Here is a 15,462-nt window from a genome sequence, read left to right as displayed (position 1 = left end):
GCCGGAGCACTACGGTTTCGGGCGTGCCCGTCCACCCGCGCCGCCGGTTCCCCGGTGGGCCCGCTCGCTGCCCGGTCGTCGTGGTGGCCGGCGACGGGGGACCGGCCGTCGCGTCCGTCCAGCCGCGACCGATCGCCATCACCGGAGAGCGCGCGGCCGGGAGCGGCCGCGCGCCCGAGAGCTGGGAGCACGTCATGCCCTGGGGAGAATCGACCGAGGACCGCCGCCTACCGGCCGCCGGCTGCGCCGTCCGCGCGCAGGTGCCCGTCGCGGGTGGGCGGTCGTGACGGCCACCGGCCGCCGCGGCCTGGCGATCATCGGCGGCGGCAAGATCGGTGAGGCGCTGCTCTCTGGCCTGGTCCGGCGCGGCGGGGCCGACGGGATCCTGGTCGTCGAGCGCAGCGCGGAGCGCGCCGCGGAGCTGGCCGGGCGCTACGGCGTGCCGGCGGTGTCGCTGGCCGACGCCGCGGCCCGGGCGCGCGTGCTCCTCCTCGCGGTGAAGCCGCAGGACATCGACACGCTCCTCGGCCTGGTCACCGAGCACGTCGACACCGGGCACCTGGTGGTCTCGGTCGCCGCGGGGGTGCCCACCGCGCGGCTCGAGGCCGCGCTTCCCCCCGGCGTCCCGGTGGTGCGGGTGATGCCGAACACCCCGGCGCTGGTGGACGAGGGCATGAGCGTGCTGTCGGCCGGTGCGCACGCGGGTGAGGAGCACCTGGACGAGGCGGAGGCCCTGCTGGCCGCCGTCGGGCAGGTCCGCCGGGTCCCGGAGTCGCAGCAGGACGCCGTCACCGCGCTGTCGGGCAGCGGGCCGGCGTACTTCTTCTACCTGGTCGAGGCGATGGTGGACGCCGGCATCCTGCTGGGCCTGCCCCGCGCGCTGGCCGCCGACCTCATCGTGCAGACGGCGCTGGGCGCGGCGGTGATGATGCGCGACTCGGGGGAGCACCCCGTCCAGCTGCGCGAGGCGGTGTCCAGCCCGGGCGGCACGACCATCGCCGCGATCCGGGAGCTGGAGAAGCACGGCGTCCGTGCGGCGCTGATGGCGGCCATCGAGGCGGCGCACGCCCGTTCTGTGGAGCTGGGTGCCGACAAGTCCTGACGTCGACCCGGTAGGACGCAGTGCCGGCGCCTTCCCGAGTCGACAGATCGACCGGACGGTGCGTGAGCGGGCGAACACGCTAGTGCACGGAGACGAGGAAATGGGCGACGCTGCGTCACCGAGTTCTCACCGTGTCGCGAAACGCGCCGAAACGCGTGTGCACCGTGTTGCATAGGTGTAGTTCTGCCTAGGACGGACCGGTCCGCCTGTTCGTTTCAACCATCGCTTCCGTCACGCACGCCCCCTTACTCTCAGTACCAGCGCGTGCGTGTTCAGTTGCCGGTGGGGAAGCCGGCGCCACGACACGAGCTAGGTTCCGGAGACGAAGACATGACCATGCCCCAGCGCCACGCCGCTCACGCTGCCGCCACCGTCGTCCGTCCGGGGATGCCCGTCCCCCGCCCGATGGGCCGTCCGATGACGGCCGCCGCCATGGGGCGCCCCGTCCCCGCGCAGCACCCGGCCGCCATGCCGATCGGTCGCCCGGCCGTCCCGGCCCCCCGCGCCGCCGTCACCTTCCTGACCGTCGCCGAGGTCGCCTCGATGATGCGCGTCTCCAAGATGACCGTGTACCGCCTGGTCCACGCCGGTGAGCTCGCCGCCGTGCGCGTCGGCCGCTCGTTCCGCGTGCCCGAGCGCGCCGTGCAGGACTACCTGCGCGACGCCTACACCGACATCGCCTGAGAGAGCGCCGGCGACAACGTCGTCGCCTGGGAGAGGGCCCCGTCCTCCTCACCCCTCGCGGGCTCGGGGTGAGTCTCCGGACGGGGCCGAGGGCCGGCTCTGCGCGACAGGGCCGGCAGCCGCCCGCGACGGCGCCCGGAGGATGACGGCGTCAGCCGCAGCGTCGCCCGGGGGTGACCGTGCTGCAGCGTCACCGCGGGGCGGCTCGGGTACGCTCGGTCGCCGGGCGACACCGGGATGCGGTCCCGCTGTCGCGTGCGAGCTGATCATCTAGCGACGAAGTCGGGAGCACACACGTGGGTTCGGTCATCAAGAAGCGGCGTAAGCGGATGGCTAAGAAGAAGCACCGCAAGCTGCTGAAGAAGACGCGCGTCCAGCGCCGCAACAAGAAGTGAGCTGAGGCTCGTGCCGCCCGCGGTCGTCCTCGTCACCGGCGTGAGCCGGTGGTTGGGCGGCGCGCTGGCGGCCGAGCTCGCCACCGATCCGCGCATCCAGCGGGTCATCGGCGTGGACACCGTCCCGCCCTCCCCGGCCATGCTGCGCCGGTTGGGCCGTACCGAGTTCGTGCGGGCCGACATCCGCAATCCGCTGATCGGCAAGGTCATCGCGACGGCGTCGGTCGACACCGTCGTGCACATGAACATCAGCTCGACGCCCGCCGGCTCCGGTGGACGGGTGCCGATGAAGGAGCTCAACGTCATCGGCACGATGCAGCTGCTCGCGGCCTGCCAGCGGGCGCCCTCGGTGCGCCGGTTCGTGCTGAAGTCGACCAGCGCCGTCTACGGCGCGTCCTCCCGCGACCCGGCCGTGTTCACCGAGGCGATGCAGGCCCGGCAGGTGCCCTCGGGCGGGTTCGCCAAGGACAGCGTCGACATCGAGGGCTACGTGCGCTCCTTCGGCCGCCGGCGTCCCGACGTCGACGTGGCCGTCCTGCGCTTCACCAACTTCATCGGTCCGCGCATCGACTCGCTGCTCACCGGGTTCCTGCGCATGCCGCTGGTCCCCACCGCCCTGGGCTACGACGCCCGCGTGCAGCTGCTGCACGAGGACGACGCGCTGGCGGTGCTCACCCGCGCCACCGCGGGCGACTTCGCCGGCACCGTCAACGTGGGCGGCGAGGGCACCCTGCTGCTCTCGCAGGCCATCCGCCGCCTCGGCCGTGTCGAGGTGCCGCTCCCCTCACCCGCGCTGGGGTCGGTCGGGCGCCTCTCGCGCCGGTTCGGTTTCGTCGACTACTCCCCGGAGCAGATGCGCTTCCTCAACTTCGGCCGGGTGGTGGACACCACGGTGCTGCGCACCTCCTTCGGCTACACCCCTCGCTACAGCACGGCAGCGGCGCTCGCCGACTACGCGCGCACGGTCACCCCGCTCCTGGACCCCGCTGCGGTCCGGGCGGTCGGCGGGGGGCTGCGCTCGGTGCTGGGCCGCCTCGGCGACACCGCCTCGGCCGTCGAGCAGCGGCTGCGCCCGGCCCCACCGGCGCCGGACCTCCGGGCGGTGCGCGATGCCTGAGGCCCGGGTCATCCGGCTGCGTCCCGACGAGGACGAGCCGCGCGTGGCCGCGCCGTCGGCACCGCCGGGCTGGGAGGAGCAGGTCGTCGGCGGGATCGACTTCCTGGAGCGGCGGCTCACCGGCGAGTACGAGACCGACGAGTTCGGCTTCGACCCCGACCTGGCCGATCACGTGCTGCTCCCCATGCTGCGCCCGCTGTTCCAGAAGTGGTTCCGCGCGGAGACCTTCGGCCTGGAGAACGTGCCGGCCGACAGCGGGGCGCTCGTGGTGGCCAACCACTCCGGCACGCTGCCGGTGGACGCGCTCATGACGACCGTGGCGCTGCACGACGAACACCCGGCGAACCGCCGGTTCCGGCTGCTCGGTGCCGACCTCGTGTTCGAGCTGCCGGTCGTGGGCGCGCTCGCCCGCAAGTTCGGCGCGACCCTGGCGTGCAACGAGGACGCCGAGCGGCTGCTCACCAGCGGCGAGCTGGTGGGCGTCTTCCCCGAGGGCTTCAAGGGCATCGGGAAGCCGTTCCGGGAGCGGTACACGCTGCAGCGGTTCGGCCGGGGTGGCTTCGTGTCCGCCGCACTGCGCACCGGGGCGCCGATCATCCCCTGCGCGATCGTGGGCGCCGAGGAGATCTACCCGATGATCGGGAACGCCCGGACCGCGGCGCGGCTGCTGGGCCTGCCGTACGTCCCGATCACCCCCACCTTCCCGCTGCTGGGCCCGCTGGGCCTGGTGCCGCTGCCCTCCAAGTGGCTGATCGCCTTCGGGGCGCCGATCGAGACGGCGTCCTACGGACCGGCCGCCGCGGAGGACCCGATGCTGGTGTTCAACCTGACCGACCAGGTGCGGGAGACCATCCAGCACTCGCTCTACCAGCTGCTCCTGCGCCGCAGGAGCGTCTTCAGCTGAAGGCCCTCGTCAGGGGCCCGCGCCGAGCGCGCGGGGCGTGCCCTGGGGTGAGGTGCTGGAACGGCCCTCGTCAGGGGCCCGCGCCGAGCGCGCGGGGCGTGCCCTGGGGTGAGGTGCTGGAACGGCCCTCGTCAGGGGCCCGCGCCGAGCCTGCGAGGCGTGGGAGGACGAGGGTCCTTTTTCACCAGGGCAGCTTGTTGCGGCGGCGCAGGGCGAGCGCGCCACCGACCAGCCCGCCGGAGAGCGCGGCGGCGGCCACCGTCGGCACGCCGATCTTCGCGGCCTTCCGCCCGGTGCGGAAGTCGCGGATGGTCCAGCCCCGGGCGCGGGCGACCGCCCGCAGCTCGGTGTCGGGGTTGACCGCCACTGCCGTGCCGGTGAGGGACAGCATGGGCAGGTCGTTGGCCGAGTCGCTGTAGGCGGTGCAGCGGGACAGGTCCAGGCCTTCCCGCTCGGCGAGGGCCAACACCGCCTCCGCCTTGGCCGGTCCGTGCATCAGCTCGCCGACCAGCCGCCCCGTGTAGCGGCCGTCGACGATCTCGGAGACGGTGCCCAGCGCCCCGGTCAGCCCGAGCCGGTGCGCGATGATCGACGCGAGCTCGACCGGCGTGGCCGTCACCAGCCACACCCGCTGACCGGCGTCGAGGTGCTTCTGCGCGAGGGCACGGGTGCCCGACCAGATGCGGTCGGCCATCAGCTCGTCGTAGATCTCCTCACCGGCCTGCATGATCTCCGAGACCTCGCGGCCGGCGACGAAGGCGAGCGCGTTCTCGCGGATGGTGAGCATGTCGTCGGCGCTCTCGTTGCCGGCGATGCGGAACTTCGCCTGCTGCCAGGCGAAGCGGGCGATGTCGCGGCTGGTGAGGTACTTGCGGGCAGCGAGGCCGCGGGCGAACCAGAACAGCGAGGCGCCGATCATCATCGTGTTGTCGACGTCGAAGAACGCCGCAGCGGTGAGGTCGGGCTCGACGGCCGTCGGGCTCGCCACCTCCGCCGCCGCCGCCGACGCGGCGCCGGCGACGTGGGCGCGGGTCTCCTCGGCGGACTGCGCGGCACGGCGACCGCGCACCGACAGTCGCGGCACGGCGACCTCCCTCACTCGATCCGGCCCGGTGCGCCGGGACTGCGCCTTGCGGCCGGCCCGGCACCGCCCTTGCGACCCTAGCCGGGCCGGTGGCCCGGGGTCAGGTCGTGGTCAGCACTCGCCGATCGTGATCAGCGGCGGCAGGCAGAGGTTCAGCGGACCGGGCAGTGGGACGTCGAGCACCGGTTGGGGCGCCGGCCGGGTCGTGCTGCTGACCGGTCCGGGCCCGCCGGGCACCGGCAGGGCCGGCACCGACGGGCGGGGGGCGCCGGGCGTGGCCGTGGCGCCACCGGTGGGCGCGCTGCCCGGCCCGGGCGCCTGCGGTGTGCCCGCAGGGGTGCTACCGGGCTCGGAGGGGGTGGGCGGTGCGGCGGGTGCGGCGGGTTCGGCGGGCCCGGCCGACGGCGGCACGGTGGTGTCGGTGTCGGTGTCGGTGTCGGTGTCGGTGTCGGTGTCGGTGCCGGTGCCGGTGTCGGGCGGAACCGCGGCCGGGGACTCGTCGACCACCGCGGGCGGGGCGGCGGTGAGGCAGAGGCCGGGGACCGGGCCGAGCGCGTCGTCCCCGACGACGGCGGGGCCCGCGGAGCACTGCAGCGCCGCGCGCAGCCCCTCGACCCGGGCGGTCAGTGCGCGGAGCAGGTCCGTGGAATCCCCGTAGGCCGGTGCGGCGGCCGCCGGGACGTCGTCCGACAGCGTCGCGAGCCCGCCCGAGTGCGCGGCGGCCCAGCGGGCCAGGGTGTCCAGCGGTGCGGCGTCGCGGAGCTCCACGGCGCGCCCGGTGAGCCAGGTGGCCCCCTGGGCGGTGTGCTCGTCCATGGCCCGCAGGGTGTGCTGGACGAGCGCCGGCTCCCCGGCGGCGGCGAGGAGGGCGAGCTCCTCCAGGCGCGTGCTGGCCAGCTCCAGCAGGGTCTGGCCGCGGCTGTCGCCGGCGAGCGCCAGCTGCGTCTGCTCGGTGCCGCGCTTGAGGTCGTAGAGGGGATCGCCCGGCTGCGCGCCGGCCGCCACGGCCACGAGCGCTGCCAGGCCGGTGACGCCGACCGCGGCGCCGGCGAGCCCGGCGGTCAGCCGTCCCCGCCACCGGGCCGGCGGGCGGTCCACCGCGCGAGCCGCGAGCAGCCGCCGGCGCAGCGAACGGCCGGCGGGCTCCGGGGTGCGGACGGCAGCCATCGCCACCAGCCGGGCGCGGGCGCGGGCCCGGTACCGCGGCTCGGGGTCGGTGTCGAGCTGAGCGGCGAGGCTCTCGAGGCGAGCGGCCAGCGCCGCCCCGGTGTCGGGTGCGGACGGGGGACCGGTCATGGTCGAGCCGTTCTCGGGCCGGATCACCCGCCACCTCCCGTCCTCGCCTCGGCGCTCGTCCGCATCCCGGCGAGGGTCCGCCGCCCCGTGTCCAACGATGGAGCGGACCGGCCGGTTACGGCCCGGCCCCTGGGTGCGGTCACCGCAGCCCGTCGGGGAGCAGGCTCGCCAGCCGCCGGACCGCCCGGTGCTGGAGCGCCTTGATCGCGCCGTCCTTCTTCCCCATGATCTCGGCAGTCTCGGAGACGGAGAGACCGTGCATGAAACGCAGCACGATGCACTCCTGCTGCTCGCCCCCCAGCTGCCTCACGCACGCCAGGAGCTCCTCGTTGGTCAGGTGCTGCAGCACGGCGTCCTCGGGCCCGTCGGTCGCCCGGTCGGCGTCCCGCATGTCCGCGGTGCTGACCTCCAGCCGGAAGCGGCTGCTCTTCACCTGGTCGCGGATGATGTTCCGGGCGATCGTCACCAGCCAGGCGCCGACGTCACGACCCTGGAACGACAGCGAGTCGATGCGCCGCAGCGCCCGCACGAACGTCTCGCTGGTGACGTCCTCGGCCGTCGCGCGGTCGCCGACCCGGTGGTAGGCGTACCGGTGCACCAGCGTCACGTAGCGGTCGTAGAGCCGCCCGAACGCCTCGGCGTCCCCGCCCTGGGCCCGGCGGACCAGCCCCCACACGTCGACGTCGCCGGCCGCCACGAGGCCCGCACCGGCGTCGGCGAGCTCCGCGGCGACCTCCACGGGGAGGGGATCGGCGTCGTCGTCCGGCGCGGCCGGAGGGCCGGTGAGCGAGGCGAGCGCTCCAGCGACCGGCAGCTCCTCCGCGCTCGCGCGGGGGAACGGCCTCGGACGCGGGCGGGGGCCGGCACCGGGCGGCCGCCCGGCGTCCAGGGGGTGCGGCATGCGGGCGTTCGACCTCCTCGTCGGCCCGCTGTGCCTGGACCGTCCTCGTTCGCCACGCGCGCCGTCACGGCGCGCATGGGCTGCGTCGCAGGCCCCATGGTGACAACATCGCCCCTGGCCGTCCACGGCAGCCCACCCGGGCGCGTCCCACGCGTCCCCCGACCGGGGCTGCGCCGCACCGACGACAGGAGAGTCTGTGTCCGAGGCAGGCACGTCGCTGGCCGCGCTGGTACGCGCCGCCGCGCAGCGCGACCCCGACGCCCCGGCGGTGGTGACCGGGGACCGCCGGCTCAGCTGGGGTGAGCTGGACGCGGCGGCGGACCGGGCGGCCGCGGGGTATGCCGACCGCGGGCTGACCGCCGGCGACCGCGTCGCCGTGCAGCTGCCGAACGGGCCGGACTGGCTGCGGGCGGTGCTGGGCGGTCTGCGCGCCGGGCTCGTCGTCGTCCCTGTGAACACCGCCTACACCGACCCGGAGCTCGAGCACGTCCTCACCGACTCCGGGGCTGCGCTCCTGGTGGCGCCCGGCGTCCGCGACCCGCTGGCCGGCGTGCCGGTCTGCCCCGGTCCGCCCGCGGCCGACGGCCCGGCGCCGACCGTGCCCGACGACCCCGCCGCGCTGGCCTTCCTCTGCTACACCAGCGGGACCACCGGCCGGCCGCGCGGCGCGATGCTCACCTCGGGGGCGCTGCGCGCCAACCAGCAGCAGTGCCTGGCCATGACCTCGCCGCCGGTCCGCCCCGACGACCGGGTGCTCCTGGTGCTGCCGCTCTTCCACGTGTACGGGCTCAACGCGGGCTTCGGGCTGGTCGCGGCCACCGGGGCCTGCGCCGTCCTGCAGGAGACCTTCGACCCGCGCGCGTCGCTGGCGGTGATGGCCGAGGAGGGCGTCACCGCCGTGCCGGGCGCCCCGCCGATGTACCAGGCCTGGCTGGCCGCGGCCGACGCGGGCAACCTCGAGGACCCCGCCCACCCGGACGCCGAGCTGCGCCGTGGCTTCGCGGCCGTGCGCGTGGCCTCTGCCGGAGCCGCGCCGCTGCCCGAGGAGGTCTGGACGGCGATGCGCGAGCGGGCCGGCGTCACCGTGTGGGAGGGCTACGGGCTCACCGAGGCGGCGCCCGTCGTGGCCAGCACCCTGGCCACCGGCCGGGCCAAGCCCGCGTGCATCGGTGGCCCGGTGCCGGGGCTGGAGCTGGAGCTGCGCGACACCGCGACCGTCGGCGCCCGCACCGTGGACCCGCCCGACGGCGGGGACGCGGACGCCGGTGCGGACGAGGACGCCGACGAGGCCGACGAGGGCCCGGGGGAGATCTGGGTGCGCGGTCGGAACCTCTTCTCCGGTTTCTGGCCCGACGGGGCCGACGGGCCGGACGCCGACGGCTGGCTCGGCACCGGTGACCTCGCCTACCGCGACGCCGACGGCGACCTGCACCTGGTCGACCGGCGCAGTGACCTGGTCCTCGTCAGCGGCTTCAACGTCTACCCGGCCGAGGTGGAGCGGGTCCTCGAGCAGCACCCGGCGGTGGCGGAGAGCGCGGTCATCGGCGTCCCCGACCCGCGCACCGGTGCGGCGGTGCGGGCCGTCGTCGTCCTCGAGCCGGGTGAGCGGCTGGCGGTGGAGGAGCTGCAGCGGCACGCTGCGGAGTCGCTCGCGCGGTACAAGGTCCCGACGTCGGTGCACTTCCTCCCGTCGCTGCCGCACTCGCTGACCGGCAAGGTCAGCCGTGCCCGCCTCCGCGAGCTCGGCCTCACCGGCACCGACGCCGCGGCACCGGTCGGCGCAGCGGCCGGCGAGGCCACCGATGGCTGAGCGGCTGCAGCTGCTGGTCCGCGACGGCTGCCACCTCTGCCTGACCGCCGCCGAGCAGCTGGCTCCGATCGCCGCCCGCGCCGGCCTGGAGCCGGTCCGGGTGGACGTCGACGCCGATCCCGAGCTGCAGGCGGAGTACGGCGACCGGGTGCCGGTGCTGCTGCTCGACGGCCGGGAGCACTCCTACTTCACGCTCGACGTGCCCCGCCTGCGACGGGACCTCGGGCTGGACTGAGGCGCGGCCCCGTCCGGCTGTCTCCCGGTTCCGGGGCGGGGCCGGACCCGGGCCCCCCGTACGGGTGGCGGGCGGCCAGCGGTTATCGTGCTCTCCACCACACCTGTGACCCGATCGGTCCAGGTCAACGGCCCGTCGCCGCGTCGGCAACTTTGTTCCTGCGTTCACAAGCGGTTACCGTGGCGGACGCGAGCGCGCCGAGCGCTCGCGTCCCCGATGTCGCAGCACCGCCCCCGGCGCCCGCCGGGTCCCGGGCGCGACCGCTGTGGAGAGCCCGTGATCCAGCCGCGGCCCCGGACCATCCCGGAGGCCACCGTCGCTCGTCTGGCCGTGTACCTGAGGGTGCTGACCAGCTTCGCCGACGGCGGCCGGACGACCGTCTCCTCCGGTGAGCTGGCGACGGCCGCGGGGGTCAACCCGGCGGGTCTGCGCAAGGACCTGTCCCACCTGGGCTCCTGCGGCGTCCGCGGCGTCGGCTACGACGTGCGCGCCCTGCAGGAGCGCATCGCCCGCGTGCTGGGGGCCGAGCAGTCCCGCGCCTGCGTGCTCGTGGGCATCGGCAACCTCGGGTCGGCGCTCGCCGACTACGCCGGGTTCGGCAGCCGGGGCTTCGAGTTCGTCGGCCTCTTCGACGCCGCGCCGGGCCGGGTGGGCCAGCGCATCGGCGGCCTGACCGTGCAGGACGTGGCCGGGCTGGAGGCCGCCGTGACGGCCGCGGGGGCCTCCATCGGGGTCATCGCGACGCCGGCCGAGGTCGCCCAGCAGGTCTGCGACCGGCTCGCCGCGGCCGGGGTGAGGAGCATCTTGAACTTCGCACCGGTGACGTTGTCGGCGCCCCCGGGCGTCGACGTCCGCCAGGTCGACCTGTCCGTCGAGCTGCAGGTGCTGGCCTTCCTCGGCCAGCAGCGGGCCGTGCCCGTGGGGGAGGAGTCGGCATGAGCATGCTCGCGGTGGGCGTGAGCCACCAGACCGCACCGGTCGCGCTGCTGGAGCAGTTCGCGATGGGGCCCGACGAGCGGGTCAAGGCGCTGCACGAGCTGGTCGACAGCGACCACGTGAGCGAGGCCCTCGTCCTCGCCACCTGCAACCGGGTCGAGGTGTTCGCCGAGGTCGAGCGCTTCCACGGCGGCGTCACCGACGTCAGCCGGGTGCTGGCCCGTCAGGCCGGGGCCACGGTGGAGGAGCTCTCCCCGTACGTGACCGTGCACTACGAGGACCAGGCCGTCGCCCACCTGTTCACCGTGGCCGCCGGGCTGGACTCGATGGTGGTCGGGGAGACGCAGGTGCTCGGGCAGCTGCGCGCCGCCTACGCCCTCGCCCGCGAGGAGGGCACCGTCGGCCGCGCCCTGCACCCGGTCGCCCAGCGCGCGCTGCGCGTGGGCAAGCGGGTGCACTCCGAGACCGGCATCGACCGGGCCGGCGCCTCGCTGGTGTCGGTGGCCCTCGACCGGGCCGAGGCCCGCATCGGCGCCCTCGCCGGCCGCCCCGTCCTCGTCGTCGGCGCCGGCTCCATGGGTGCGCTCGCCGCCACCACGCTGGCCCGCCGCGGTGCCTCCGTCGTCGTCAGCAGCCGCACCCCGGCCTCCGCCGAGCGGCTGGCCGAGGCCGTGGGCGGCCGCGCCGCCCCGCTGGACCACATGGGCGAGGAGCTCGCCGCCGCCGACGTCCTGCTCACCTGCACCGGTGCCACCGGCCTGGTCGTGGGCACCGAGGTCGTCGCCGCGGCGATGGCCGGCCGGCGCGACCGGCCGCTGGTGGTCATCGACCTCGCGCTGCCCCGGGACGTGGACCCCGGCGTGGCCGCGCTGCCCGGCGTGCACGTCGTCGACCTGGCCCTCCTGCAGGGCGAGCGGAACACGGCGCTGCTGCAGGGCGAGCAGCGCGACGGGGAGGCCACCGCGGGGCCCGTGGCGGCCGACGACATCAGCACCGCCCGCGCCATGATCGAGGCGGAGACGGCGCTGCTGCGCGCCGAGCGGCAGGCCGCCGAGGTGGGGCCCACCGTCTCCGCGCTGCGCAGCCAGGCCGCCGAGGTCGTCGACGCCGAGCTGCTGCGGCTGGCCGGCCGGTTGCCCGACCTGGACGCGCGGGCGCGTGCGGAGATCGCCCGCACCGTGCGCCGCGTCGTCGACAAGCTGCTGCACGAGCCCACCGTGCGGGTGAAGGAACTGGCCGCCACGCCGGGTGGCACGGACTACGCCGGCGCGCTGCGGGCACTGTTCGGCCTGGGCATCGACGCCGATGTCACCCCCGGCGCCGGCCGGCTGGCCGACGCCGTCACCGTCGACCCCGACCGTCCGGGAGGCCCGGCATGACCGCCGCCGACGTGCAGGACGCCGCCACCACGGTGGCGGGCACCGCTGTTCCGCTGCGGCTGGGCACCCGGGCCAGCGTGCTGGCGCAGACCCAGTCCCGGGCCGTCGCCGACGCCCTCACCGCCGCCACCGGTGTGCCGGTCGAGCTGGTGCTGATCAGCACCGAGGGCGACCGGTCCTCCGCGGCCATCGCCCAGCTCGGTGGGACCGGGGTGTTCGTCACCGCGATCCGCCGGGCCCTGCTCGCCGGCGAGGTCGACCTGGCGGTGCACAGCTACAAGGACCTGCCCACCGCGCCGGAGCCGGGGCTGAGCCTGGCCGCCGTCCCGGTGCGGGAGGACCCCCGGGACGCCCTGGTCGCCCGCGACGGGCTCACCCTCGGCGAGCTGCCGCCCGGTGCGCGGATCGGCACCGGCGCCCCCCGCCGCGTCGCCCAGCTGCGGGCCCTCGGGCTCGGGCTGGAGATCGTGCCGATCCGCGGCAACGTCGACAGCCGGCTCGCCCGGGTGGCCGGCGCCCCCGACGGCCCGGGTGACCTGGACGCCGTCGTCCTCGCCCGGGCCGGGCTGAGCCGCATCGGCCGCACCGACCGGATCACCGAGACCCTCGATCCGCTGCAGGTGCTCCCCGCTCCCGCCCAGGGAGCCCTCGCCGTGGAGTGCCGCACCAGCGACGCCCGCACCCGCGAGCTGCTGGGCCGGCTCGAGGACGCCGCCACGCGCGCCTGCGTGGTGGCCGAGCGGGCGACGCTCGCCACCCTCGAGGCGGGCTGCAGCGCACCGGTCGCCGCCTACGCGGAGGTGGCCGAGGGCGAGAGCGGCCCGGAGCTGTACCTGCGCGCCTCGGTGACCGCGCTCGACGGCAGCGACTCCGTGCGCGGTTCGCTCACGGGTCCGCTCGCCGACGCCGCCGCCCTCGGCCGCACCCTCGCCGCCGAGCTGCTCGACCGGGGCGCGGCCGCCCTGATGGCGGCCGGCGAGTGACCCCCTGCCCCACCCAGACCCCAGCAGACGCCCGAAGGACTCGGGCCACAACAGACGCCCGACGGAGTCGGGCCAGGATCAGGAGCACGGCATGACGCGCTTCCGCAAGACCGCAGGCCAGTCCGGCCGGGTCGTGTTCGTCGGCGCCGGCCCGGGCGACCCGGGCATGCTCACCGCCCGCGCCACCGCGGCGCTGGCCGAGGCGTCGGTGGTCCTCGTCGACCCCGACGTCGCCGCCGCCCTCCAGGACGCCGTCCGCGAGACCAACCCGGAGGCCGAACTGACGCCGGTGTCCGGTGAGCCCGTCGAGGTGGCCAAGGGCGCCGTCGCGGCGGCGAAGGGCGGCGCGGTCGTCGTCCGCCTCGTCACCGGTGACCCCTACACCTCCGACGACGTGGTCAAGGAGGTGCTCGCCGTCTGCCGCACCTCCGTGCCGTTCGACGTGGTGCCGGGTGTCGCGACCGCCACCGCCGTCCCCGCCTTCGCCGGCGTCGCGCCGGGCAGCACCGCGGTGACCGCGGACCTGCGCAGCGGCGTCGACGTCGCCGCGCTGGCCGGGGCCGCCGCCGCGACCGGCGGCACGCTGGTCCTCCAGGGCACCGCCGAGGCGCTGCCCGACGCGGCCGCACGCCTGGTGGAGGGCGGGCTCTCCGGCAGCACCCCGGTCGTGGTGACGACCGGCGGCTCCGGGACCGGCCAGAAGAGCCTGGTGAGCAAGCTGTCGGCCGTGGCGGAGAAGACCGCCGGCCTCGACCCGCTCAGCGGGCCCGTGGTGGCCACCGTCGGCGCCGCCGTCGACAAGCGCGCCAAGCTGTCCTGGTGGGAGAGCCGCCCGCTGTTCGGCTGGCGGGTGCTCGTGCCGCGGACCAAGGACCAGGCCGGGGACATGAGCGACCGGCTCCGGGCGTACGGGGCGGTGCCGGTCGAGGTGCCGACCATCGCCGTCGAGCCGCCGCGCAGCCCGGCCCAGATGGACCGCGCCGTCAAGGGCCTGGTCACCGGCCGCTACGGCTGGATCGTGTTCACCTCGGTCAACGCGGTGCGGGCCGTCCGGGAGAAGTTCGTCGAGCTGGGCCTCGACGCCCGCGCGTTCGCGGGCGTGAAGGTGGCCTGCGTCGGCGAGCAGACCGCCGAGGCCGTGCGGGACTTCGGCATCCAGCCGGAGCTGGTGCCCAGCGGCGAGCAGTCCAGCCAGGGCCTGCTGGCCGACTTCCCCGAGTACGACGACGTGCTCGACCCGATCGAGCGGGTGCTCCTGCCGCGCGCCGACATCGCCACCGAGACCCTGGCGGCCGGGCTGGTCGAGCGCGGCTGGGAGATCGACGACGTCACCGCCTACCGGACGGTGCGCGCCGCGCCGCCGGCCGCGTCGGTGCGCGAGGCGATCAAGGGCGGTGGCTTCGACGCCGTCTGCTTCACCTCCTCCAGCACGGTGCGCAACCTGGTCGGCATCGCCGGAAAGCCGCACGCCAAGACCGTCGTCGCGGTGATCGGCCCGGCGACGGCGGCCAGCGCCCAGGAGTTCGGGCTGCGGGTCGACGTGCAGCCGGAGACCGCGGCCGTGGCGCCGCTGGTGGACGCGCTGGCCGAGTACGCCCTGTCGCTGCGCGAGGCGGAGGACGGCGAGGGCAAGTGATCGAGGGTGGTGGGGCGAACCCGGGCTTCGCGCGCGGACGCCGGCTGCGGTCCACGCCGGCGCTGCGGCGGCTGACCGCGCAGACCAGGGTGGCCCCGGCCGACCTGGTGCTGCCGGTCTTCGTCAAGGAGGGCATCGACTCGCCGGTGCCCATCGGCTCGATGCCGGGCGTGGTCCAGCACACCCAGGACTCGCTGCGGAAGGCCGCGGCCGAGGCCGCCGAGGCGGGCATCGGCGGGCTCATGCTCTTCGGCATCCCGTCGGAGAAGGACCCGGTCGGGTCCGGGGCCGACGCCGCCGACGGCGTGGTCAACGTGGCGCTGCAGCACCTGCGGGCGGACCTCGGTGACGAGCTGGTCCTCATGGCCGACCTCTGCCTGTGCGAGTACACCGACCACGGGCACTGCGGCGTCGTCACCCCGGCCGGGGTCGTCGACAACGACCCGACCCTGGACCGGTACGCCGCGGTGGCGATCGCGCAGGCGCAGGCCGGCGCGCACCTGGTGGCGCCCAGCGGGATGATGGACGGGCAGGTCGCCGCCATCCGCGCCGGGCTGGACAGCGCCGCGTTCTCCGAGGTGCCGATCCTGGCCTACGCGGCCAAGTACGCCTCGGGCTTCTACGGCCCGTTCCGCGAGGCCGCCGAGGGTGCCCCGCAGTTCGGCGACCGGTCGACCTACCAGATGGACCCGCCGAACGCCGACGAGGCGCTGCGCGAGGTCGCGCAGGACCTCGCCGAGGGTGCCGACGCCGTCATGGTGAAGCCGGCGCTGCCCTACCTGGACATCGTCTCCAAGGTCGCCGACGCCGTGCAGGTGCCGGTGAGCGCCTACCAGGTCAGCGGCGAGTACGCGATGGTCGAGGCGGCCGCCGCCAACGGCTGGGTGGACCGCGAGCGGGCGATCCTCGAGACGCTGGTCGCCATCCGCCGCGCGGGCGCCGGCCAGGTGCTCACCTACTGGGCCGTCGAGGCGGCGCGGTTGCTGACCCGCTGACCCAG

At 75.7% G+C, this 15,462-nt stretch carries 16 protein-coding genes; 13 read left to right on the top strand and 3 right to left on the bottom strand.

All coding sequences use genetic code 11. The features are described 5' to 3' along the window. Window positions 1-23: 23 nt before the first annotated feature. The 6 genes from ACI8AP_RS09775 (at window position 24) to ACI8AP_RS09750 (ending at window position 4,202) form a co-directional block, all read left to right on the top strand. The gene (locus tag ACI8AP_RS09775) at window positions 24-287 is read left to right on the top strand and encodes a hypothetical protein (protein ID WP_456589143.1); all 264 of its coding nucleotides are present in this window, start codon (window positions 24-26) and stop codon (window positions 285-287) included. After that, window positions 284-1,102 carry a pyrroline-5-carboxylate reductase gene (gene proC, locus ACI8AP_RS09770; protein ID WP_456589142.1) on the top strand — a complete coding sequence of 273 codons (819 nt, stop codon included), beginning with the start codon at window positions 284-286 and terminating at the stop codon, window positions 1,100-1,102. Before ACI8AP_RS09775 ends, proC begins: the two co-directional genes overlap by 4 nt. Before the next feature lie 330 nt (window positions 1,103-1,432). After that, window positions 1,433-1,786, top strand: a complete 354-nt coding sequence (locus ACI8AP_RS09765) for a helix-turn-helix domain-containing protein (RefSeq protein WP_456589141.1) — start codon at window positions 1,433-1,435, stop codon at window positions 1,784-1,786. Between the two features lie 296 nt (window positions 1,787-2,082). After that, a complete protein-coding gene (locus tag ACI8AP_RS09760; RefSeq protein ID WP_012854759.1) occupies window positions 2,083-2,181 on the top strand; it encodes a 30S ribosomal protein bS22 in 99 nt (32 codons plus the stop codon). Between the two features lie 10 nt (window positions 2,182-2,191). Next, entirely contained in the window at window positions 2,192-3,298 is a 1,107-nt protein-coding gene (locus tag ACI8AP_RS09755) for an NAD-dependent epimerase/dehydratase family protein (protein ID WP_456589140.1), read from the top strand. Beyond that, window positions 3,291-4,202 carry a lysophospholipid acyltransferase family protein gene (locus ACI8AP_RS09750; protein ID WP_456589139.1) on the top strand — a complete coding sequence of 304 codons (912 nt, stop codon included), beginning with the start codon at window positions 3,291-3,293 and terminating at the stop codon, window positions 4,200-4,202. Before ACI8AP_RS09755 ends, ACI8AP_RS09750 begins: the two co-directional genes overlap by 8 nt. 181 nt (window positions 4,203-4,383) lie before the next feature. Here the strand turns inward: ACI8AP_RS09750 and ACI8AP_RS09745 are convergent, their stop codons facing one another. The 3 genes from ACI8AP_RS09745 to ACI8AP_RS09735 all read right to left on the bottom strand — a co-directional run bounded on the left by ACI8AP_RS09745 (window position 4,384) and on the right by ACI8AP_RS09735 (window position 7,483). Further along, window positions 4,384-5,286, bottom strand: coding sequence for an HAD family hydrolase (locus ACI8AP_RS09745; protein WP_456589138.1), 903 nt, complete (start codon window positions 5,284-5,286; stop codon window positions 4,384-4,386). 111 nt (window positions 5,287-5,397) lie between these two features. Beyond that, window positions 5,398-6,609: a DUF5667 domain-containing protein gene (locus ACI8AP_RS09740; protein WP_456589137.1), complete on the bottom strand. Its 1,212-nt coding sequence runs from the start codon at window positions 6,607-6,609 to the stop codon at window positions 5,398-5,400. 112 nt (window positions 6,610-6,721) lie between these two features. Beyond that, window positions 6,722-7,483 carry a sigma-70 family RNA polymerase sigma factor gene (locus ACI8AP_RS09735; RefSeq protein WP_456589136.1) on the bottom strand — a complete coding sequence of 254 codons (762 nt, stop codon included), beginning with the start codon at window positions 7,481-7,483 and terminating at the stop codon, window positions 6,722-6,724. Window positions 7,484-7,679: 196 nt separating this feature from the next. Between ACI8AP_RS09735 and ACI8AP_RS09730 the strand changes: the two genes are divergently transcribed. The 7 genes from ACI8AP_RS09730 (at window position 7,680) to hemB (ending at window position 15,457) form a co-directional block, all read left to right on the top strand. Beyond that, the gene (locus tag ACI8AP_RS09730; RefSeq protein ID WP_456589135.1) at window positions 7,680-9,293 is read left to right on the top strand and encodes an AMP-binding protein; all 1,614 of its coding nucleotides are present in this window, start codon (window positions 7,680-7,682) and stop codon (window positions 9,291-9,293) included. Beyond that, window positions 9,286-9,528 carry a glutaredoxin family protein gene (locus tag ACI8AP_RS09725; protein WP_456589134.1) on the top strand — a complete coding sequence of 81 codons (243 nt, stop codon included), beginning with the start codon at window positions 9,286-9,288 and terminating at the stop codon, window positions 9,526-9,528. The genes ACI8AP_RS09730 and ACI8AP_RS09725 overlap by 8 nt, the downstream gene beginning before the upstream one ends. Window positions 9,529-9,804: 276 nt before the next feature. Next, window positions 9,805-10,467, top strand: a complete 663-nt coding sequence (locus ACI8AP_RS09720; RefSeq protein WP_456589133.1) for a redox-sensing transcriptional repressor Rex — start codon at window positions 9,805-9,807, stop codon at window positions 10,465-10,467. Further along, the gene (locus ACI8AP_RS09715) at window positions 10,464-11,843 is read left to right on the top strand and encodes a glutamyl-tRNA reductase (RefSeq protein WP_456589132.1); all 1,380 of its coding nucleotides are present in this window, start codon (window positions 10,464-10,466) and stop codon (window positions 11,841-11,843) included. The genes ACI8AP_RS09720 and ACI8AP_RS09715 overlap by 4 nt, the downstream gene beginning before the upstream one ends. Further along, window positions 11,840-12,826, top strand: coding sequence for a hydroxymethylbilane synthase (hemC, locus tag ACI8AP_RS09710; RefSeq protein ID WP_456589131.1), 987 nt, complete (start codon window positions 11,840-11,842; stop codon window positions 12,824-12,826). The genes ACI8AP_RS09715 and hemC overlap by 4 nt, the downstream gene beginning before the upstream one ends. A gap of 91 nt (window positions 12,827-12,917) precedes the next feature. Continuing rightward, a complete protein-coding gene (locus ACI8AP_RS09705; RefSeq protein WP_456589130.1) occupies window positions 12,918-14,462 on the top strand; it encodes a uroporphyrinogen-III synthase in 1,545 nt (514 codons plus the stop codon). Continuing rightward, window positions 14,459-15,457, top strand: a complete 999-nt coding sequence (hemB, locus tag ACI8AP_RS09700) for a porphobilinogen synthase (protein ID WP_456589129.1) — start codon at window positions 14,459-14,461, stop codon at window positions 15,455-15,457. The genes ACI8AP_RS09705 and hemB overlap by 4 nt, the downstream gene beginning before the upstream one ends. Window positions 15,458-15,462 lie beyond the last annotated feature (5 nt).

The organism is Blastococcus sp. SYSU DS1021 (genome assembly GCF_054050995.1).
Note: the sequence above shows the minus strand (reverse complement) of the source record. Positions and strands in the feature narration are given on the sequence as shown.

Bases quoted from the DNA above. Each gene is read 5' to 3' on its own strand.
- ACI8AP_RS09765 (WP_456589141.1), top strand. From the start codon at position 1,433: ATGACCATGCCCCAGCGCCACGCCGCTCACGCTGCCGCCACCGTCGTC.
- ACI8AP_RS09750 (WP_456589139.1), top strand. From the start codon at position 3,291: ATGCCTGAGGCCCGGGTCATCCGGCTGCGTCCCGACGAGGACGAGCCG.
- ACI8AP_RS09735 (WP_456589136.1), bottom strand. From the start codon at position 7,483: ATGCCGCACCCCCTGGACGCCGGGCGGCCGCCCGGTGCCGGCCCCCGC.
- ACI8AP_RS09725 (WP_456589134.1), top strand. From the start codon at position 9,286: ATGGCTGAGCGGCTGCAGCTGCTGGTCCGCGACGGCTGCCACCTCTGC.
- ACI8AP_RS09715 (WP_456589132.1), top strand. From the start codon at position 10,464: ATGAGCATGCTCGCGGTGGGCGTGAGCCACCAGACCGCACCGGTCGCG.
- hemC (WP_456589131.1), top strand. From the start codon at position 11,840: ATGACCGCCGCCGACGTGCAGGACGCCGCCACCACGGTGGCGGGCACC.
- ACI8AP_RS09705 (WP_456589130.1), top strand. From the start codon at position 12,918: ATGACGCGCTTCCGCAAGACCGCAGGCCAGTCCGGCCGGGTCGTGTTC.